The sequence below is a fragment of the Timonella sp. A28 genome (genome assembly GCF_051200815.1).
In the GTDB taxonomy this organism is placed as follows: Bacteria; Actinomycetota; Actinomycetes; order Actinomycetales; family Cellulomonadaceae; genus Timonella.
Map to the genome: position 1 here is coordinate 357,920 of NZ_CP195159.1, position 19,128 is coordinate 377,047.

The window sequence follows — 19,128 nt, forward strand, 5'->3', positions numbered from 1 at the left end:
ATATTTCGTAGGTGAGGAACCATGGAACTGACAATTGCACGTATCGGACGCGCCCACGGCTTGCGAGGTGAAGTCGGATTAGAACTGCGAACCGACAACCCAGATACGCGACTTGCAGTAGGAACAACTATCGAAACCAGCCCACCAGAAAACGGTCCTTTAACTGTAACGAGGACCCGAGTGGCGCAGGGCCGCTGGTACGTCTATTTTGCTGAATGCGCTGACCGAACAGCAGCGGAAAAACTTAAAGGCACAGACCTCATCGTGCAGGTTGAATCTTCCGACGAAGAAGACGCATGGTACGTACACGAGCTGCAAGGCTTAGACGTGCTTTTAGAAGATGGCACAAAAGTTGGCCACGTTGTGGGGCTAGAGTATCTGCCTGCTCAAGACGCTCTTGTTATTAAAGAAACTAACGGGCAAAAAACTTTAATTCCGTTTCTGAAAAGATTTGTTCCTGTCGTTGACGTTGCAGGGAAAAAAGTCGTTATTGCGCCACCTAAGGGGCTATTGGCTGCTGACGTTGAAAACCTTGTTGTTTCAGAAGAAACACACGATTCATCCGCTTCAGAAACGAAAAGGGACTAACAACCGTGCGCATTGACGTTATTACGATCTTTCCACAGTTCTTAGAACCTTTAAGCCTTTCATTGCTTGGGAAAGCTCACGACACTGGGCTTCTGGATGTACAGACGCATGACTTGCGCGAGTGGGCCACAGATCGTCATAAGACTGTTGATGACACGCCTACCGGTGGCGGCGCTGGAATGGTTATGCGCGCCGACGTGTGGGGAAAAGCCTTAGATGCTGTTGTGAGTCAACAAGGTACACACGCAGAACGCGTTGTTCTTGTTGTGCCGACCCCATCAGGTGAAACGTTCACACAACGCACGGCTGAAGACTTAGCACAAGCAGACCACCTTATTTTTGCTTGCGGCCGATATGAAGGTATCGATGCCCGAGTTGCAGAACGTTATAAAGAAAAAGGTTTAGAGGTCCGTGAATGTTCGATCGGGGACTATGTGCTTAACGGTGGTGAAGTTGCCACCATGGTGATGGTCGAGGCGATTGCACGTCTACTACCAGGAGTTATCGGTAACCCAGAGTCATTGGTGGAAGAATCACATGGGGCGGCAGGGTTGCTGGAATATCCTGTGTATACGCGTCCAACAACGTGGGAAGGCCATGATGTTCCCGAAGTTCTGTTGAGCGGCCACCACGCTAAAATTGCTCGTTGGCGTAGAGACAAAGCCTTAGAAAAAACGATCGCGCGCCGCCCAGACATGATTGAAGCGTTGCAGCCTGATCAACTTGATAAAGCAGACAGAGCATTCTTGCAGAACAAGAAATGGCGTCGTCAACCAGATGGAACCTATACGCCACCCGCGCCCTGACATTACTCAGAACGGTAATTTTTTGTTTGCTTTTCGTGATGAGAGTAACTTCTGCTATTTCCTCGTTGCATAGCGACAACTCCAAACGGTGTGAGAAAATTGTTCCTTGGTGTGTGTCTTCACTCTCTGCCATGGGGGAGGGTCCTTGACATGCAACACGCCAAACAAACGATGATAATTCGGGACTCTTCATACAGGAAAAGCCCCTGAGTTCGTTCCTGACCTGTGGCAGGACGAGGAGAATACAATGCAGAAGCTGGATTTCGTAACAGAGGGCTTGCTCACCGAGCGCCCATCCTTCCGCGCCGGAGACACCGTTAAGGTAAACGTTAAGGTTGTTGAAGGTAACCGTTCCCGTATCCAGGCATTCCAAGGTGTATGCATCGCCCGTGTTGGTGGCGGAATCGGCGAAACCTTCACCGTACGTAAAGTTTCATTCGGTGTAGGCGTTGAGCGTACTTTCCCACTTCACGTTCCAACCATTGAGTCTATTGAGGTAGTTACTCGTGGTGACGTTCGTCGTGCAAAGCTTTACTACCTGCGTAAGCTTCACGGCAAGAAGGCGAAGATCAAGGAAAAGCGCGACAACACCGCGAAATGATCTCAGTGACCTCTTAACACTGTATGTGTTAACAGTTCATTTTTGGGAGGCGGTTGCACACAGCAGCCGCCTCTCAGTGTATGGTTCAACCACACCTGTTGAAGTTCTGGTGAAGGTTTAATCATTGTTCACGTGTATGCGCAAATGAAGTGGCAGGCTTACTGAGTGACTGCAATCCCTGAAGACGTTCATAACGAAGACGCTCCGCAACCCAAAAAAAGTTCTTTTCTTCGTGAATCAGCAATAATTATTGTCAGTGCTTTGGCACTCTCGTGGCTAATCAAGACGTTCCTTGTACAAGCTTTTTACATTCCAAGTGGTTCCATGGAAGATACGTTAAAAGTGCAAGATCGCATTTTGGTTTCCAAAATGGTTCCAGGCGTTTTTGATGTTCACCGCGGTGACATCGTCGTTTTTAAAGACCCTGGCGGATGGTTGGAAGGTCAATTCGTACAAGATACAGCGGGACAAGCCGCAGTACGTAAAGCCCTCACCTTTATTGGGATACTTCCACAAGACGCAGGTTCTCACCTTGTAAAACGTGTCATCGGTATGCCTGGCGATACTGTCGAATGCTGTACAAAAGATGGAAAAGTCACAGTTAACGGCCAGCCAATTGACGAATCTTTATATTTGAAGCCAGGCGTTGCACCTTCAATTGTAGAATTTTCACAGGTGGTGCCTAAAGATTCACTATGGGTGATGGGGGATAACCGGATTGACTCCGGAGATTCTCGCTACCACATAGGGGATCCTGGCGGCGGTTTCATCCCTATGGATAACGTCGTAGGAACAGCCTTTGTAAAAATGTGGCCATTTGACCGTGCCGGATGGTTAAAAAACCCGGGCGAAGTGTTCCAAGACGTGCCAAACCCCAAATAACTTTGTAGCCCTCCGAATGTGAAAGTTGATCTCGCGTTCATGATTGAAGATGTCGCAGGAAACTATCTGTTTGCTGTAACACCAAGTGAAGAAGATACTGCACGTGCCCTAGTGGTACGACACCATGAAGCACTCATGAAACGTAAAGCACAAACGACGAGTGCAAAGCAGCGGGTATTTGCAGATCTCACTCACGAACGATCTCTTTTGGGACGCGGTGCACGGCTTGTCGCAGGTATGGATGAAGTAGGTCGTGGAGCCCTTGCGGGTCCGGTCGTTGTAGGCGTGTGCGTCGTTGACACGTCCACCATCGACCCTCCGCCAGGGCTCACTGATTCTAAAGATCTATCCTCAGATGTACGCGATGCGTACGTGCCACTTATTCGAGGATGGGCTGTAGAACACGCTGTTGGTTCAGCTTCCAACACTGAAATCGACGAACTTGGCATAGTGCTGGCTTTACGCCTTGCAGGTCAGCGTGCTTTAGCGGCGATCGCACAAAGAATTGGCCCCGTAGACATGGTGCTTCTTGACGGCTCACATGATTGGCTTACCGAGCCCGCGACGAGCCTCTTTGACCACTTTGAAGACAATCAAAACGTTACAATTCCTGGATATGTCGAACCTAAAGTTGTGACACGGGTAAAAGCTGACTTAGCGTGTGCTGCTGTTTCAGGGGCATCCGTGTTGGCTAAAGTTGCGCGTGACAGATTAATGACTGAACTTGACCGTCAATTCCCGCAATATGGGTGGGTTACCAATAAAGGTTATGGCTCGTCGGGCCACAACCTTGCCCTCATTGAACAAGGGCCAACTGTGCATCACCGCACAAGTTGGAACTTACCTAGCGCGTGAACACGCCATCATAGGCAAAGATAGGCGATGATGTAACGGTGAGTGCTGACGACCTTGAAAACTATGAAACAGAGATGGAACTTGCGTTGTACCGCGAGTACCGCGATGTAGCGCAACTTTTCTCATATGTTGTTGAAACTGAACGCCGTTTTTATCTTGCCAACAAAGTTGACTTACAAGTGCGTTCTGCCGCCGGAGAAGTTTACTTTGAAGTGCACCTACATGATGCGTGGGTATGGGATGTCTACCGTTCTAAACGATTCGTAAAATCAGTTCGAGTCGTAACCTTCAAAGACGTTAACGTTGAAGAACTAGCACGAAACGAACTAGAGATCTGATCCTGAAAAAGATTATCTAGTAAGCCGGCAGAGGTTTTCCACACAACTTCTGCCGGCTTTTTTATACCGAAAAATAGGAATTTTTTTAGCAATCGTTTTATGACGAGTTAGTTACTGTTCACGATAGACCCATGACAGCTAGCCATCGAGGCGAAAACTTTAGGCGTATCGAAACGCGTACACCTCAATATTTGCGTCCACACGATATTGGCCGAATCGGAGAGGACCTTGCAGAAGAGTATCTTCTCGGTAAGGGCTATCAGATCCTTGCACGAAATTGGCGAAGCAGCGGTGAAGTGCGAGGCGAACTCGATATTGTTGCCCAGCAAGGGCATAAAGCAGTTTTTGTTGAGGTAAAAACCCGCACAACACAAGCGTTTGGCTCTCCTGCACAAGCAATCACACATCGAAAACTTCAAACAATCGTCAGGCTTTCAGCAAAGTGGCTACAAGAAAATAGCTCACGATACACCTCCACTCGTGTTGATGCTGTGATCATACGGCTGCACGTAACGCCTGATAGGCGCACCATTGTGGCTTCGTCGGTTGATCATATTCAAGGAATATCAGCATGGCGATAGGCTATGCGCGCACTATCGCGCTCTTAGGGGTGCACGGACACAACGTGACAGTTGAAGCGCACGTAACATCAGCGATACCAGCTTTTACGATCATTGGACTTCCAGATGCGTCGTTGAGTGAAGCGCGAGACCGTGTGCGGGCCGCAATTGCAAGTGCTGGAATTGAGTTTCCTCAACGGAAAATAACAGTAAATTTAGCTCCCGCTTCACTTCCAAAATCAGGATCAACTTTTGATCTTGCGATTGCCGTGGCGATCCTTGTCGCTGTTGGAGCACTTCATCCAGAACATGTGCGAGACACCATGTTTATTGGAGAATTAGGTTTAGATAGTCAACTACATCCAGTGCGTGGAGTTTTGCCTGCAGTCCATGCAGCTTCACAACTCGGTGTAAGCCGCGTTGTTGTGCCCGCGGGTAACGCAGCAGAAGCTGAACTTGTACAAAATGTTGATGTTGTTCCGGTTAAAACATTAGGTCAGTGCATTCGTCTACTCGGCGGAGAAGCACCGGAACTGGAATTATACGAACACGCTGTGCCTGATTCTTTGCACATGCACACACCTAGTCAACCTAGAGACATGTCAGAAGTTGTGGGGCAAGAGTCAGCAAAATATGCGGTGGAAATAGCGGCCGCTGGAGGACACAACCTCATGTTGATCGGGCCGCCAGGCACGGGGAAAACTATGCTTGCTCAACGAATCGTATCCGTGCTTCCAGAGTTAACACCTGAGCAAGCTTTAGAAACAGCATCTATTCATTCTTTATGTGGAACTTTTAGTTCACAGCACGGTATTTCCACTCTTCCACCCTTTGAGAATCCGCATCATACGGCAACGGGTGTAGCGATTATTGGGGGCGGTAGCGGAACAATTCGACCGGGGGCGGTATCGAGGGCACATCATGGGATTCTGTTTTTAGATGAAGCCCCAGAGTTTTCCGCACGGACCCTACAAACGCTTCGGCAACCTATCGAATCTGGAGAGGTTGTCATACAACGTTCTGTGGGAACAGCAACCTTTCCAGCACGGTTTCAACTTGTTATAGCAGCGAATCCCTGCCCTTGTGGCAATGCTCATGGTTCTGGAAAACAGTGTGTGTGCACCTCATTGCAGCGGCGACGATACATGAACAGGCTGTCAGGGCCTTTGCTGGACCGCGTTGATATACAAGTTGATGTGTTGCCGGTAGCGGTGGGAACGTTACACGCTCCCACCTCAAGTTCAGCAGAGATGAAAGAACGTATAACACAGGCTCGACAGCGTGCGCATAGTCGTTATGCGGATTTACCGTGGCACACCAACGCGCAAGCGCACGGAACATGGATACGAAATCATTTAGGTAAAACAAGTGAAGCGATTAAAGAAGTTAATCACCTGACTGAGCGCGGAAGGCTCTCCTTGAGAGGGGCTGACAGGGTGCTTCGCGTTGCAGCAACCATTGCTGATTTGAGTGACGAATCAATAATCAGTGTGGACACGATTCATACTGCGTTAGCTCTACGCACTCGGGCAGGCGACGCATGATTACAGAGATAGACGCCAGCATTGGCTGGGCACGGATAGCTGAACCAAGTGATGTGCAAGCTGGAGAACTCATCTCGATTTTAGGCATGCAGGAAGCATGGATATGGCTTAACAAGGCTAGTGAACGTTCCGATATGACAGTACAGCCTGCAGAGATTCGGGATGTATTTTCTGATGACGATCGAATGTTTAAGCGAGCTATTCAACGGTGGACGAAACGTCTACATGCGGTTGATCTTGACCGCGAGCATAAAAACTCTCGGCTTGTTGGCGCGGAAATCGTCACGCATACTTCTCCGTATTGGCCTCATCAACTTGATGATTTAGGCCCTAGCAAACCGCATTGTTTATGGGTGCGAGGCGATGTGGAACTTCTTGGTGGGGCACAGCATGGAGTCTCTATTGTAGGCTCACGTGAACTCACTCAATACGGTGAGCATGTAACGACGCAATTTGTTAGTGCGCTTATGGATTCCTCGTGCACGGTAGTGTCAGGTGGAGCTTTTGGCGTTGACGCGTGTGCACACCGAACAGCAGTGCACCTAGAAGTGCCGACTCTTGCCGTTTTTGCTGGCGGAATCGATCGGATGTATCCGGCTGGAAACAAAGAATTATTAGCGAGTGTTATTGACGCTGGTGGCGCTTTAGTAAGCGAAGTTCCCGTGGGTGCGGTTCCTATGAAGTCACGTTTTCTGTCGCGTAATCGCATTATTGCTGCCCTTTCGCGTAGCACAGTCGTGATTGAAGCAGCATGGCGTTCGGGTGCGTTATCTACGGCTCATCATGCGCTAGAGATAGGACGTGATGTCGGAGCTGTTCCTGGGCCAATTACTTCAGCGCAGTCTGCGGGATGTCATCGTCTTCTTCGTGAGACTCCAACTCAACTTATTGGTGGGGTTGAAGATTTTCGTGAGTTCGTATTTCCGCATGGTGATGTGAGCCGTGGACCGGAAGAGGTACTTATCGCTCCGGTTCATTGTTTAACTGATGTACAGCGTCGTGTTCTTGATGCACTGAGTACACGACGTTGCATGAGGGTAGATGAAGTATCTACTGCTTCGGGAATAGCAGAAATCCATTGCATTGGTCAGCTAGGTGGACTGGAATCAATGGGACTTATTAGACGCTCAGCAGGAGGTTGGATGAGAGTCCAAACCAGCAAAACTAACCAAAAGTAAGAAATCTGTCTCAAACTCTGAGCCATGTTTTTCTGTTGATTTACCTAAACAACCGCACGATGCTGCCGTTTGTATGAAGTGAGCACCCATTGTGGATGCACAAAAAGGCATGGGTAGTAGAACCCGGGTTAATTTCCCCTATACTCGTGTTGTAACAATGTAGCGATTTGGTGTAGAAGGCGTTTAGAAATTGGTTGCATGGTAGTGGCGGGATTGTTGCTGGCATGTTGGCCAGCATCTATGTAATCTGTTGCACCTATTGAATGGTTCGTGTGCGAAGGCGGAGGAGGCGTTATGGAGAAGGTCATCGATGACTTTGTTCAACACTTAGCGCTCCGTCGAGGAGTATCTCAGCACACGCAACGCGCTTACGCTGCTGACATCAAGTCACTGCAGGGTTTCCTCGAACGAGAAGACAAAACCCTTCTTGACACATCTCTTGTGGATTTGCGCGATTGGCTTGCCAACTGTGTAGAAAAAGGAATGCAGCCAGCGACACTTGCTCGAAAAGGCGCAGCAGCGCGTACGTTTTTTGAGTGGGCAGAAAAAACTGAACATATCTCTTCTAACCCAGCTTCAAGACTCCTTACGCCAAAACCGAAAAACAAGCTCCCTAAGGTGCTTAACCAAGATCAAGTCAGTTCATTGCTGAACGCCGCGCAGACCCGCGCCCACAGCGAAGAAGGCAGCGCAGCAGACTTACGATTGTGGGCAATCTGCGAATTGATCTATTCAAGCGGGCTACGCATTTCTGAAGCAGTTGCTTTGGATGTAAGCGACGTAGATTTTATTCAAGCGCTGGTGCGAGTCGTCGGTAAAGGCCAAAAAGAACGTGTTGTGCCCATGGGGAAACCTGCTCTTCTTGCGTTACAAGAATGGCTCACCCGCGGACGTCCAGAGTTCCTCCAAAAAGCACAAGAACCTCGAGCATTATTCTATGGACAGCGAGGTGGTCGCTGGAACGATCGCGATGTACGCGACAAGGTCCATCGTCTTGCGCAGCACGCAGGAGTCCCAGATATTGCCCCTCACGCACTCCGGCACAGCGCAGCAACACACCTGCTAGCAGGAGGATCAGATCTGCGATCCGTGCAAGAAATATTAGGGCATTCGTCGTTGTCCACAACGCAACGGTATACCCACGTCACACCCGAACGACTAAAGTCCGCTTATTACATCGCTCACCCGCGAGCATAAGTAACTTATACATAAACTGACCGCCGCCAAAACCGTAAGGGGACAACATGGGATCGCTCTCAGCGGACGCGCACCTCGCGCCGTCTGAGACTCTTCGTGCACGCGGAACGGCGAATTGTCCAGAAAAGCCACACGTAGAGTCATCGCAAGCTAAAGAATCACACCAGTACGGTCACGTCGAAGACGTCGCTACAACTGATGCTTTGTTATGGAGTGCCTACGCACACGACCCGTGTCCGAAAACTCGAGAAGCGCTCATATTGCGGTACGCGCCATTGGTGTCGCTCATCGCAAACAAAGTGGGCATGCGTTTACCAAGCACAGTTGAATCCGCGGACCTTGTGTCATACGGAATGTTTGGTCTCATTGATGCGATAGACAAGTTTGACTCTGGGCGAGACATCAAGTTTGAAACATACGCATCCACCCGAATTCGTGGCGCGATTCTTGATGAGTTGCGTGCCGTGGACTGGATTCCACGATCTGTGCGGAGTAAAGCTCGAGCCTATGACCGCGCGTATGTGGACCTTGAATCGCGATTACATCGGGCACCAACAAATGATGAACTTGCTGGTGAACTCGGAATGAATGACAAAGAATTACGCCAAGTTCAATGGCAACTATCGAGTACAAACATGGTTGCTTTAGATGAAGTAGTAGGAACAGGCGAACGCTTAGAAATGATCTCTGCGATCGAAAGCGTGCAACGGATTACCTCAGTTGATCCCGCGCATACCTTCGAGGAAAAAGAGAGTAGAGAAATCTTAGGCCAAGTAGTTGACCAATTAAATGAGCGTGAAAAAATTATTGTCTCGCTGTATTACTTTAAAGGGATGACACTCTCGCAGATTGGTTCCTTGCTTGGGGTGACCGAATCGCGAGTTTCACAAATGCATTCAGCTGTTTTAGTTCGTATGCGTAAGCAAATTTTAGCTGCTCAAACGTCGTAATCGCTTTTTACTCGAGCAGGACTACTGTGCGCCATGGTTGAATGAGTCGCCACGGATCAATATATGTGTCACCGCGTAACACGCCCCAATGAACACATGCGTCGGCGCAATGACTGTACGAACTTGGCGTTACCTGCCCAATGACTTGCCCTGCTTGGACTGTGGTTCCTTTGGGTAAAACGGCTGTGACAGGTTCAAATGTGGAACGTGTGTTGTCCTCATGCTTAATGACAACAACAGGTTTTCCAGCAACTTTCCCAATAAAAGTAAGTACTCCTGCCCGCGGTGCAAAGACTGAGTCGTTAGGTTGCGTAGCAAAATCAATGCCGCGATGTCCTGGCAGCCATTTTTCGGCTGGTGGGTCGAAATCGTGCATTATTATTCCAGCGGCGCGCAACGCCTGCCGTGATGCCTGCGGAGGAAGCCCTTCGATCGGTAATGTGCTGTGATCGCGTATTGGGCTGTACAACCTGTGTGACGCACGATCACTTGATGATGTGGCGTGACCGTGTGTCAAGGCAGAAGGTGAGAGCATGCCGCCGAGCATTAACCCGACGGCACACACTGCTGTTACGGGCGTTGAAAGAAATGCCATATCGGTACGGTACGAGTAGAACGTGTATGGCTATATTGTGTGCAGCGAATCACGTCACTGAGTGTGGATAATTTGTCGATCAGGATGCTGTGGATCGGGTAATATTGACCACGCATGTCATTTTTTGTGTGCCTAAAATCGGCCACAGTGACATGACTAAAAGCACTCAGTGCTGAAAAGCCTCGCGTTTTGCTGTGGTCCGCCTTGGCGGTTGCAAACGTGTGGAGTGTGGAATACTCGCGCACAACAGCGCGAGTTAGCTAACCCGAAATGCGGCTCTCAGCCGCTCGAATGTGTGTAATGCAGGGGAGGATCCCCGGTTGCACCGAAAGGAAACGTCATGGCAGTAGTAACCATGCGCCAGCTCCTCGACGCAGGTGTTCACTTCGGACACCAGACTCGCCGCTGGAACCCAAAGATGAAGCGCTTCATTTTCACAGAGCGTAACGGCATCTACATCGTTGACCTTCAGCAGTCACTTTCTTACATTGACAACGCTTACGAGTTTGTGAAAGAAACCGTTGCACACGGTGGAACCATCTTGTTCGTTGGAACCAAGAAGCAAGCACAGGAACCAGTAGCTGAGCAGGCTGCACGTGTGGGTATGCCATACGTAAACCACCGCTGGCTTGGTGGTATGCTCACCAACTTCCAAACCGTGAACAAGCGTCTACAGCGCCTCAAGGAACTCGAGCAGATCGACTTTGACGATGTTGCTGGTTCCCAGTTCACCAAAAAAGAACTTCTGATCATGCGCCGCGAGAAGGACAAACTTGCTCGCACTCTTGGCGGAATCCGCGATATGGCAAAGGTTCCTTCAGCTATCTGGATCGTTGACACCAACAAGGAACACCTTGCTGTTGACGAAGCACGCAAGCTTGGTATCCCAGTTGTTGCGATCCTTGACACCAACTGTGACCCAGACGTCGTTGACTACAAGATTCCAGGTAACGACGACGCGATCCGCGCTGTTGCGCTCTTGACTCGTGTTATCGCTGACGCTGCTGCTGAGGGCCTCGTTGCCCGCAGCAAGGGCGGTAAGACTGGTTCTGCTGACGCTGAGCCACTTGCTGAGTGGGAGCGCGAGCTTCTCGAAAACTCCGCAGAAGCTCCAGCTCAAGATGCAGCTCCAGCTGCTGACGAAGCTAAGTAAGGCTTTCTACAGTCTTTAAGTTGGCGGTCGTAACCCGGCCGCCAACTATTGGATCAGCCACCACCATCAAAGGATAAACAATGGCGAACTACACTGCCGCAGACATCAAGGCGCTCCGTGAGCGCACTGGTGCTGGAATGCTTGACGTGAAGAAGGCTCTTGACGAGGCAAACGGTGACTCAGAGAAGGCTCTTGAGATCATCCGCGTTAAGGGTCTTAAGGGTGTTGCAAAGCGTGAAGACCGTGCAACCTCTGAAGGTCTTGTAGCTGCAAACATTGCAGACGTTGACGGTGCCCAGGTAGGTACCCTCATTGAACTTAACTGTGAAACTGACTTCGTGGCAAAGTCACCTAAGTTCATTGAACTTGGAGACGCCGTACTTGCTGCAGTCGTAAAGTCTGGTGCACAGTCCGCTGAAGACGCTTTGGCTGCTGAGGTTGATGGTCAGACCATCCAAGCCCTCATCGACGCTGATGCTGCAACCCTTGGCGAAAAAATTGTTTTGCGTCGTGTAGCAGTAGTGAACGGTCCAGCTGTTACCTCATACCTGCACCGCACTGCAAAAGACCTTCCACCAGCAATCGGCGTTTTCGTTGTTACTGACGCTGCTGCTGCAGGTGCTGCTAAGGACATTGCACAGCACATTGCTGCGCTGTCCCCAGAGTTCCTTTCACGCGAAGACGTGCCAGCTGAAAAGGTTGACAACGAGCGTCGTATCGCCGAGGAAACTGCACGCGCAGAAGGCGCTAACAAGCCAGAGCACATCATCGCAAAAATTGCTGAGAACCGTCTTGGCAAGTTTTACGAGGAAGTTGTTCTTCTTGACCAGCCACTTGCAAAGGACCCATCCAAGAAGGTTGGACAAGTTCTTGCAGAGGCTAAGGGCGAGCTCACAGGCTTTGTACGCTTCCGCGTAGGAGCTTAATTTCTTTTCATTAAATGCCCGGTCCGCACGTATGTGGACCGGGCATTTAGTGCAGATGACTGTTTTTGTTACTCACCTTTGTTGAGTGCAGGGCAACGTCATCTTTTTCATCTCACATGGTTTGCTTGGCTGTCATGCCGAATACAGACATAAGTGATGAGATAATCGATTACACGTGCATGAACGCGCAGAGCACACCCATTACCTGCAGAAGCGGAGTTTTATATGTCCACATCACACAACGTTACACAGGGCGCCGAGCACGAGACACAAGCGCCAGCACGCCGCGTTTTGCTCAAGCTTTCAGGAGAAGCTTTTGGTGGCGGGCAGATTGGTCTTGCATCAACAGTTGTTCGCCGTGTAGCAGCGGAAATTGCTGAGGCAGTTGCTCAAGGTGTTCAGGTCGCAATCGTTGTTGGTGGGGGAAACTTTTTCCGCGGGGCAGAGCTTTCTCAGCAAGGACTTGACCGCGCTCGAGCAGACTACATGGGTATGCTCGGCACCGTCATGAACTGCTTAGCGCTGCAGGACTTCCTAGAACAGGCCGGAGTGAGCACTCGCGTTCAAACAGCAATTGCGATGGGGCAAGTAGCTGAACCGTACATTCCGTTGCGCGCGATTCGTCACTTGGAAAAGGGCCGCGTTGTAATTTTTGGTGCGGGAGCAGGCATGCCGTACTTCTCCACGGATACAGTTGCAGTTCAACGAGCTTTAGAAACTGGCTGTGAAGAAGTCCTCATGGGTAAAAACGGTGTTGATGGCGTATACACAGCTGACCCGCGTACAAACCCAGATGCACAACTGCTGTCCACTGTTTCCTTCACTGACGCATTGGTGCAAGGGCTGGCAGTCATGGATGCTGGTGCAATGAGTCTTGGCCGAGACAATGACTTAACTATGCGCGTATTTGGTATGGACGAAGACGGCAACGTTACGCGCGCGCTCGTCGGCGAGCCAATTGGTACCGCAGTCACCGCAGACTAACCTGTAGTTAGAAAATATTGGTACGCCCAGGGCGTCACAGTTAAGGAGTTGTGTTATGGACGAGATTCTTCTTGAAGCAGAAGAAAAAATGGATCGCGCTGTTGAGGTAGCAAAAGAAGAATTCGCAGGTATTCGTACCGGTCGTGCGAACTCTGGAATGTTTTCAAAGATCATGGTCGACTACTATGGCGCGCCAACGCCATTGCAGCAACTAGCATCTTTTAACATTCCTGATGCTCGTACCGTTCTGATTAACCCCTTTGATAAGTCTTCTATGGCTTTGATCGAAAAGGCACTGCGCGACTCCGACCTTGGTGTTAACCCGTCAAATGATGGTGTAGCTATTCGCATTGTAATGCCTGCGTTGACTGAAGAACGCCGTCGTGACTACGTCAAGCTTGCTAAAACGAAGGCTGAAGAGGGTCGCGTTTCAGTTCGTGGTGTTCGTCGTAAAGCTAAAGACCAGTGTGACAAGGCTGTTAAAGATGGCGAAGTCGGTGAAGACGAGGGTGTGCGCGCTGAAAAAGAACTAGAAGCGCTCACGAAACGTCACATCGAGTCGATCGATCAGCTTCTCGCAAGCAAAGAAACAGAATTACTCGAAGTTTGATGGCTAGATCAAGCCGAAAGTCAAAGGCTACTAGCGCTGAGCAATCGAAGGCGGGCAGGAATCTGCCCGCCGCGATTGCGGTCGCAATATTATTGCTGGGCGCAGTGGGATCTTCACTTTATTTTCGGAAAGAAGCTTTTGTTGGGTTAGCGGTTGTCGCGATTTGCGCTGGGGTGTGGGAACTCGCTCAAGCGTTTAAGCGTCGTGAAATCCTTATCCCTATTCTGCCGTTATGGGTCGGGACAGCAGGGATGCTGGTGTCGACGTATATTTCTGGGGCAGAGGCACTGATGGTGTCTTTTGTTCTCACCGTTGGTGGTCTTGTCATCTGGCGAGTTATTGATGGTGGCGGTATTAACGCTGTACGCGATTGTGCCGCTGGACTATTCGTAGCAGCATATTTACCCTTAATGGCCGGCTTTGTGATGCTTATGCTGGCTGAAGAAAACGGTGCTTTGCAGGTCGCCATTTTTATTCTTTTGGCTGTTGCTAATGACACGGGTGGCTATCTCGCAGGGGTGCGCTTTGGTAAGCATCCGTTAGCGCCTTCCGTCAGCCCTAAAAAGAGCTGGGAAGGTCTTTTCGGATCTTTCGTATTAACAATGATGGTCGGCATTGTTGGAACATTTTTCTTGGGTGTTAACCCCATTGTGGGAGTTATGCTCGGGTTCCTCACCCCGATTACTGCCACCGTTGGAGACCTTGCCGAATCGCTTATTAAACGTGATTTGCAGTTAAAAGATATGGGCAGGCTCTTACCTGGGCACGGTGGTGTCCTCGACCGTATTGATTCGCTGCTCTTGACAGCGCCATTCGTTTACTTGCTATTGTCATCTGCACCGACGTTGCCAGGAATGTAGTGCTGTAGTTCCAGAACATGCATCGTGATCGTAGCGTCGGGTCGGTTTCATCATTAAAGTAATTGATATTAGCGTGCGTACTGTGGGAAGGACACATAGTGTCGGGAATGTTTACGAGAGTATCTGGTCTAAAAAAGGGTTATGACCCAGACGAGGTAGATGATTTTTTCGAACACGCACGTGACTATTACGAGGGCCGCACGGATGAGCCGCTCACACATCGTGACATACATACGTGTGTCTTTGATGTTATGTATCGTGGCTATGACACCGACCAGGTGGATGCCGCGTTGAATCGTTTGGAGAACGCTTTTGTTGCAAAAGAGCGTCAAGAAATTGTGGCACAGCAAGGTCAAGATCAGTGGTCGAACGTTCTCAATGAACGCGCCCGCACAATGTATCCACGATTGACCCGACCTGCTGGGGAAAAATTTTCACATCCTCGTCGCGGCTACGGTTACGCAAGTGATGAGGTTGATGCCTTGTGCGCGAATCTGGTGAAATTTTTTGACGGAAAAATTAAAGTTACTGCTGACGATCTACGTGTCATTACCTTTAAGCGTGCTAAAGGCAAAAATGCTTATGACGAAGGATCCGTCGATGCGTTTATGGCGCGTGGTATTGAAGTTTTGCTAGGAGTTGAATCCTAGAATGCATTCGGGCTCTCAATCTGTTGTTCTGCTCGGGTCGACAGGTTCTATTGGGACACAGGCATTAGACGTGATTTCTCGCAATCCACAACGATTTAATGTTGTGGGCTTGAGCGCGGGTGGAGGGAATATTCCTGAACTTGCACAGCAAGTGCAAGAGTTCGGGGTGCCCCAAGTTGCAATTGCTGATTCTTCTCGTGCGCTTGAACTAGAACACGAATTACGTGCACGAAATTGTCGAACTGAAGTTTTTGCTGGGCCTGATGCGGCAGCCCATCTTGCAGGTGTGGGCGCAGATATTGTTTTAAATGGCATTACAGGCTCTGTGGGATTAGGCCCTACGCTTGCAGCATTGCATGCAGGCTCAACGTTGGCATTAGCCAACAAAGAGTCATTGGTGTCTGGGGGAGAGCTCGTTAAACGGGCTCTTCAGCGTCCAGACCAGATAGTCCCTGTTGATTCTGAACACTCTGCCATGGCACAGGCTTTACGTGGTGGACGCCGGACAGAAGTGAAAAAGTTTATTTTGACGGCTTCAGGTGGGCCTTTCCGAGGTAAAAAAAGGTCAGACCTCGAGCACGTTACTGTGGAGAATGCTTTAGCGCACCCTACATGGGCTATGGGACCAGTCGTGACAATTAATTCGTCGACGTTGGTGAACAAGGCGTTAGAGCTTATTGAAGCGCATGTACTTTTTGATGTGCCCGTTTCTGACATAGAGGTGGTTGTCCATCCTCAGTCGGTGGTGCATTCGATGATCGAATTTATTGATGGCAGTACTCTTGCGCAGGCATCACCACCTGATATGCGGCTTCCTATCGCTCTCGGTTTGAGTTGGCCTGACCGTATTGTTAATGGTTCTGTTCCGGTGGACTGGACGACAGCGCATACGTGGACTTTTGAACCGTTGGATGAGAATGTTTTCCGTGCCGTAAAGATTGCACGTCAAGCTGTGAACATGTCTTCTACACACCCAACTGTTTTTAATGCAGCGAACGAAGAATGTGTTGCTGCGTTTATTGCAGGAAAAATTGGGTATCTAGATATTGTCGATACTGTTGAGCGGGTTCTGTCCGAGTTTGATGCGCCGGCAGGGGAGCTGACAGTTGAACAGGTGTCGCACGTGGAGTCGTGGGCCCGTAAGCGGGCGCACGAACACGTTGCTCGAGCGCAAGCGTAGACGTAACTTAAGGTTCTTCTCAGGTAATTCGTTCACACTGAGATTACCTCGTGTGGAATAAAGGGAGCAGTTGTGTCATATCTTGTTGGTGTTCTCATCATCTTGGTGGGTCTACTGGTCTCAATTGGGTTGCATGAAATAGGGCACCTTGTGCCCGCTAAAAAATTTGGTGTGCGTGTTCCGCAGTACATGATCGGGTTTGGTCCGACTCTGTGGTCGTTTCGTCGGGGTGAGACTGAATACGGCATCAAGGCGATTCCCTTGGGTGGGTACGTTCGACTTGTGGGCATGTATGCTCCAGACGATCCGCGTAAAACCGCAAAAAAAGGTCGGCTAGCTGAATTTATTCAATCAGCTCGGGATGCTAGCACGGAAGAGATCCTCCCCGGCGAAGAGTCGCGTGCTTTTTACAATTTGTCGGCACCTAAAAAATTTATTGTCATGTTTGCAGGTCCTTTTATGAACCTGATCATTGCTTTTGTGGTGCTGAGTTTCTTGTTTGTAGCTTTTGGCACGCCACAACTGAACACGACACTCTCCACAGTGGCGCAGTGTGTTCTTCCCGCGCAATCTGCCGCAGACGCACAATGTGACACAACAACTCCCGCAGCACCCGCAGCAGAAGCTGGGCTTGAACCAGGCGACACGATCGTCGCATGGGATGGAACCGATATTGAGTCATGGCAGCAGCTCACAGAACTTATTGCTGCCTCTGGCGGAAAAACTGTCACCGTGGAATATGAACGTGACGGTACTGTGCGCGAAACAATGGCGACCCCTCTAACCGTGGAACGCCCAGTGTTTGATGAAAATGGTGTCGCAGTTGTCGCCGAAGACGGCACTGCTGTCACACACATGATCGGACACATGGGATTTTCTGGATCTCGAGAGTTTGTGCCTCGTCCGGTTACTGAGGTGCCAGGAGAAATAGGGAAGAGGCTTGCTGCAACGGCTCAAGTGATCGTCTCCTTACCGCAGCGTCTGGTCGATGTGGCTCAAGCCGCATTTGGTAATGAAGAACGTGACCCTAATTCTGTTGTGGGCATAGTAGGTATTGGCCGTTTCGCTGGTGAAATTTCTTCGAGCGAACAACTAAGAGATGCAGGGTTCACTGTTCCGACGCTTTTGGGTCTTGTCGCGCAACTTAACATCGCGCTGTTCGCTTTCAACATGATTCCTCTGCCACCGCTTGATGGCGGCCACATTGCCAGTGCCTTATATGAGGGTTCACGACGACAGATCGCACGTTTACGAAACAAGCCGCGTCCTGGTCCAGTAGACACGGCAAAACTATTGCCTTTGACGTATACGATGTTCTTTATTCTGCTCGGTATGGGTGTTTTGCTGATATATGCGGATATTGTTAATCCGATCAAGCTTTTCTCGTAATATGTTTCATGTTGTGATTGTGTTATTCCTTGTCAACGGAAGCCCAAACACGTGACTTTTTAGTGCAGATCATCGTGAGACCTATCTCCTTAGTTCTTTTGTGCGTGTGTTTCAGTGGATAATGGACGGGTGAGTCTTCCAATCAATCTCGGTATGCCTTCCGCCCCCGCGCCAACTCTTGCACCTCGTCGTAAGACCCGGAAAATCCGTGTTGGAAAAGTTGAAGTTGGTGGCGACGCACCTATCAGCGTCCAATCAATGACAACCACACCAACAACAGATATCAACGCTACGTTGCAGCAAATAGCGGAACTCACAGCCGCTGGTTGCGATATCGTTCGAGTTGCTGTGCCAAGTGCGGACGACGCGTTAGCTTTGCCAGCGATCGCCAAGAAATCACAAATCCCAGTCATTGCAGATATCCACTTCCAGCCGAAGTACGTATATGCGGCCATTGATGCAGGCTGCGCAGCCGTACGTGTTAACCCTGGAAACATTCGTAAGTTCGATGACCAAGTAAAGCAAATTGCGCAAGCAGCAAGTGACGCAGGCGTCTCTATTCGCATTGGTGTTAACGCAGGATCTTTAGACCCCCGCTTGCTCAAAAAATACGGGAAAGCAACACCTGAAGCGCTTGTCGAATCAGCTGTATGGGAAGCTTCCCTCTTTGAAGAGCACGGATTCCACGATTTTAAAATCTCGGTAAAGCACAACGACCCTGTCGTTATGGTGCGAGCCTACGAGTTACTTTCTGAAAGCGGTGACTGGCCGCTGCACCTCGGCGTTACTGAGGCAGGGCCTGCTTTCCAAGGCACGATTAAATCGGCTACGGCGTTCGGCGCATTGTTGTCACGTGGTATCGGTGACACGATTCGAGTGTCGTTGTCGGCTCCTCCCGTGGAAGAAGTCAAAGTTGGAAACCAAATCCTTCAATCCTTGAACTTGAAACCACGCAAACTTGAGATTGTTTCATGCCCGTCATGTGGCCGTGCTCAAGTTGATGTATACACTCTTGCCGAGCGAGTAACAGCAGGGTTGGAAGGCCTGCCAGTTCCACTGCGCGTTGCAGTTATGGGATGCGTCGTGAACGGTCCAGGCGAAGCTCGTGAAGCTGATCTTGGTGTTGCTTCAGGAAACGGCAAGGGACAAATCTTCGTTAAGGGTGAAGTCATCAAGACTGTGCCAGAAGCCATGATCGTCGAAACCCTCATCGAGGAAGCAATGAGAATTGCAGACACTATGGATAAGACAGGGGAAGCCCCCACCATTACCGTAGGCTAGG

General features: G+C 49.9%; 21 protein-coding genes. 20 read left to right on the forward strand and 1 reads right to left on the reverse strand.

The features are described from left to right. The first annotated feature begins 21 nt into the window (after positions 1–21). From rimM to ACR9EC_RS01785, 11 genes are all read left to right on the forward strand, one after another. A complete protein-coding gene (gene rimM, locus ACR9EC_RS01735) occupies positions 22–588 on the forward strand; it encodes a ribosome maturation factor RimM (RefSeq protein ID WP_435299804.1) in 567 nt (188 codons plus the stop codon). Positions 589–593: 5 nt separating this feature from the next. Further along, on the forward strand, positions 594–1,394 hold the full coding sequence (gene trmD, locus ACR9EC_RS01740) for a tRNA (guanosine(37)-N1)-methyltransferase TrmD (RefSeq protein WP_435299805.1): 801 nt from the start codon (positions 594–596) through the stop codon (positions 1,392–1,394). A gap of 247 nt (positions 1,395–1,641) precedes the next feature. Then, positions 1,642–1,995 carry a 50S ribosomal protein L19 gene (gene rplS / locus ACR9EC_RS01745; RefSeq protein ID WP_435299806.1) on the forward strand — a complete coding sequence of 118 codons (354 nt, stop codon included), beginning with the start codon at positions 1,642–1,644 and terminating at the stop codon, positions 1,993–1,995. Between the two features lie 165 nt (positions 1,996–2,160). Beyond that, the gene (lepB, locus tag ACR9EC_RS01750) at positions 2,161–2,877 is read left to right on the forward strand and encodes a signal peptidase I (protein ID WP_435299807.1); all 717 of its coding nucleotides are present in this window, start codon (positions 2,161–2,163) and stop codon (positions 2,875–2,877) included. Positions 2,878–2,916: 39 nt separating this feature from the next. After that, positions 2,917–3,732 carry a ribonuclease HII gene (locus tag ACR9EC_RS01755; RefSeq protein WP_435299808.1) on the forward strand — a complete coding sequence of 272 codons (816 nt, stop codon included), beginning with the start codon at positions 2,917–2,919 and terminating at the stop codon, positions 3,730–3,732. Between the two features lie 38 nt (positions 3,733–3,770). Then, positions 3,771–4,070 (forward strand): DUF2469 domain-containing protein, encoded by a 300-nt coding sequence (locus ACR9EC_RS01760; protein WP_435299809.1) that lies wholly within the window; start codon positions 3,771–3,773, stop codon positions 4,068–4,070. A 131-nt stretch (positions 4,071–4,201) separates the two neighbouring features. Further along, entirely contained in the window at positions 4,202–4,651 is a 450-nt protein-coding gene (locus tag ACR9EC_RS01765) for a YraN family protein (RefSeq protein ID WP_435299810.1), read from the forward strand. Beyond that, on the forward strand, positions 4,642–6,174 hold the full coding sequence (locus ACR9EC_RS01770; RefSeq protein ID WP_435299811.1) for a YifB family Mg chelatase-like AAA ATPase: 1,533 nt from the start codon (positions 4,642–4,644) through the stop codon (positions 6,172–6,174). Before ACR9EC_RS01765 ends, ACR9EC_RS01770 begins: the two co-directional genes overlap by 10 nt. Further along, positions 6,171–7,352, forward strand: a complete 1,182-nt coding sequence (gene dprA, locus ACR9EC_RS01775) for a DNA-processing protein DprA (protein ID WP_435299812.1) — start codon at positions 6,171–6,173, stop codon at positions 7,350–7,352. Before ACR9EC_RS01770 ends, dprA begins: the two co-directional genes overlap by 4 nt. A 294-nt stretch (positions 7,353–7,646) precedes the next feature. Further along, entirely contained in the window at positions 7,647–8,549 is a 903-nt protein-coding gene (locus ACR9EC_RS01780) for a tyrosine recombinase XerC (protein ID WP_435299813.1), read from the forward strand. Between the two features lie 47 nt (positions 8,550–8,596). Further along, positions 8,597–9,499: a FliA/WhiG family RNA polymerase sigma factor gene (locus ACR9EC_RS01785; protein WP_435299814.1), complete on the forward strand. Its 903-nt coding sequence runs from the start codon at positions 8,597–8,599 to the stop codon at positions 9,497–9,499. A gap of 7 nt (positions 9,500–9,506) precedes the next feature. Here ACR9EC_RS01785 and ACR9EC_RS01790 read toward each other — a convergent pair whose 3' ends face one another. After that, positions 9,507–10,094, reverse strand: a complete 588-nt coding sequence (locus ACR9EC_RS01790) for a M23 family metallopeptidase (RefSeq protein WP_435299815.1) — start codon at positions 10,092–10,094, stop codon at positions 9,507–9,509. A 340-nt stretch (positions 10,095–10,434) separates the two neighbouring features. Here ACR9EC_RS01790 and rpsB point away from each other — a divergent pair, with 340 nt between their 5' ends. The 9 genes from rpsB to ispG all read left to right on the forward strand — a co-directional run bounded on the left by rpsB (position 10,435) and on the right by ispG (position 19,127). Beyond that, positions 10,435–11,247 (forward strand): 30S ribosomal protein S2, encoded by an 813-nt coding sequence (rpsB, locus tag ACR9EC_RS01795; RefSeq protein ID WP_435299816.1) that lies wholly within the window; start codon positions 10,435–10,437, stop codon positions 11,245–11,247. Positions 11,248–11,327: 80 nt separating this feature from the next. Next, positions 11,328–12,173, forward strand: coding sequence for a translation elongation factor Ts (gene tsf, locus ACR9EC_RS01800; protein WP_435299817.1), 846 nt, complete (start codon positions 11,328–11,330; stop codon positions 12,171–12,173). Between the two features lie 225 nt (positions 12,174–12,398). Then, positions 12,399–13,157: a UMP kinase gene (gene pyrH, locus ACR9EC_RS01805; RefSeq protein WP_435299818.1), complete on the forward strand. Its 759-nt coding sequence runs from the start codon at positions 12,399–12,401 to the stop codon at positions 13,155–13,157. 55 nt (positions 13,158–13,212) lie between these two features. After that, positions 13,213–13,767 (forward strand): ribosome recycling factor, encoded by a 555-nt coding sequence (gene frr, locus ACR9EC_RS01810; protein ID WP_435299819.1) that lies wholly within the window; start codon positions 13,213–13,215, stop codon positions 13,765–13,767. Continuing rightward, positions 13,767–14,627 (forward strand): phosphatidate cytidylyltransferase, encoded by an 861-nt coding sequence (locus ACR9EC_RS01815; protein WP_435299820.1) that lies wholly within the window; start codon positions 13,767–13,769, stop codon positions 14,625–14,627. Before frr ends, ACR9EC_RS01815 begins: the two co-directional genes overlap by 1 nt. 107 nt (positions 14,628–14,734) lie before the next feature. Further along, the gene (locus ACR9EC_RS01820; protein WP_435299821.1) at positions 14,735–15,277 is read left to right on the forward strand and encodes a DivIVA domain-containing protein; all 543 of its coding nucleotides are present in this window, start codon (positions 14,735–14,737) and stop codon (positions 15,275–15,277) included. A 1-nt stretch (position 15,278) separates the two neighbouring features. Continuing rightward, positions 15,279–16,457 (forward strand): 1-deoxy-D-xylulose-5-phosphate reductoisomerase, encoded by a 1,179-nt coding sequence (gene dxr, locus ACR9EC_RS01825; RefSeq protein ID WP_435299822.1) that lies wholly within the window; start codon positions 15,279–15,281, stop codon positions 16,455–16,457. Between the two features lie 72 nt (positions 16,458–16,529). Continuing rightward, the gene (locus ACR9EC_RS01830) at positions 16,530–17,846 is read left to right on the forward strand and encodes a M50 family metallopeptidase (RefSeq protein ID WP_435299823.1); all 1,317 of its coding nucleotides are present in this window, start codon (positions 16,530–16,532) and stop codon (positions 17,844–17,846) included. A 153-nt stretch (positions 17,847–17,999) separates the two neighbouring features. Beyond that, the gene (gene ispG / locus ACR9EC_RS01835; protein ID WP_435300584.1) at positions 18,000–19,127 is read left to right on the forward strand and encodes a flavodoxin-dependent (E)-4-hydroxy-3-methylbut-2-enyl-diphosphate synthase; all 1,128 of its coding nucleotides are present in this window, start codon (positions 18,000–18,002) and stop codon (positions 19,125–19,127) included. Position 19,128: the final 1 nt, after the last annotated feature.

Coding starts and splice junctions, on each gene's coding strand:
- rimM (WP_435299804.1), top strand. CDS start 22: ATGGAACTGACAATTGCACGTATCGGACGCGCCCACGGCTTGCGAGGT.
- rplS (WP_435299806.1), top strand. CDS start 1,642: ATGCAGAAGCTGGATTTCGTAACAGAGGGCTTGCTCACCGAGCGCCCA.
- ACR9EC_RS01755 (WP_435299808.1), top strand. CDS start 2,917: ATGATTGAAGATGTCGCAGGAAACTATCTGTTTGCTGTAACACCAAGT.
- ACR9EC_RS01765 (WP_435299810.1), top strand. CDS start 4,202: ATGACAGCTAGCCATCGAGGCGAAAACTTTAGGCGTATCGAAACGCGT.
- ACR9EC_RS01770 (WP_435299811.1), top strand. CDS start 4,642: ATGGCGATAGGCTATGCGCGCACTATCGCGCTCTTAGGGGTGCACGGA.
- dprA (WP_435299812.1), top strand. CDS start 6,171: ATGATTACAGAGATAGACGCCAGCATTGGCTGGGCACGGATAGCTGAA.
- ACR9EC_RS01780 (WP_435299813.1), top strand. CDS start 7,647: ATGGAGAAGGTCATCGATGACTTTGTTCAACACTTAGCGCTCCGTCGA.
- ACR9EC_RS01785 (WP_435299814.1), top strand. CDS start 8,597: ATGGGATCGCTCTCAGCGGACGCGCACCTCGCGCCGTCTGAGACTCTT.
- ACR9EC_RS01790 (WP_435299815.1), bottom strand. CDS start 10,094: ATGGCATTTCTTTCAACGCCCGTAACAGCAGTGTGTGCCGTCGGGTTA.
- rpsB (WP_435299816.1), top strand. CDS start 10,435: ATGGCAGTAGTAACCATGCGCCAGCTCCTCGACGCAGGTGTTCACTTC.
- tsf (WP_435299817.1), top strand. CDS start 11,328: ATGGCGAACTACACTGCCGCAGACATCAAGGCGCTCCGTGAGCGCACT.
- pyrH (WP_435299818.1), top strand. CDS start 12,399: ATGTCCACATCACACAACGTTACACAGGGCGCCGAGCACGAGACACAA.
- frr (WP_435299819.1), top strand. CDS start 13,213: ATGGACGAGATTCTTCTTGAAGCAGAAGAAAAAATGGATCGCGCTGTT.
- ACR9EC_RS01815 (WP_435299820.1), top strand. CDS start 13,767: ATGGCTAGATCAAGCCGAAAGTCAAAGGCTACTAGCGCTGAGCAATCG.
- ACR9EC_RS01820 (WP_435299821.1), top strand. CDS start 14,735: ATGTTTACGAGAGTATCTGGTCTAAAAAAGGGTTATGACCCAGACGAG.
- dxr (WP_435299822.1), top strand. CDS start 15,279: ATGCATTCGGGCTCTCAATCTGTTGTTCTGCTCGGGTCGACAGGTTCT.
- ispG (WP_435300584.1), top strand. CDS start 18,000: ATGCCTTCCGCCCCCGCGCCAACTCTTGCACCTCGTCGTAAGACCCGG.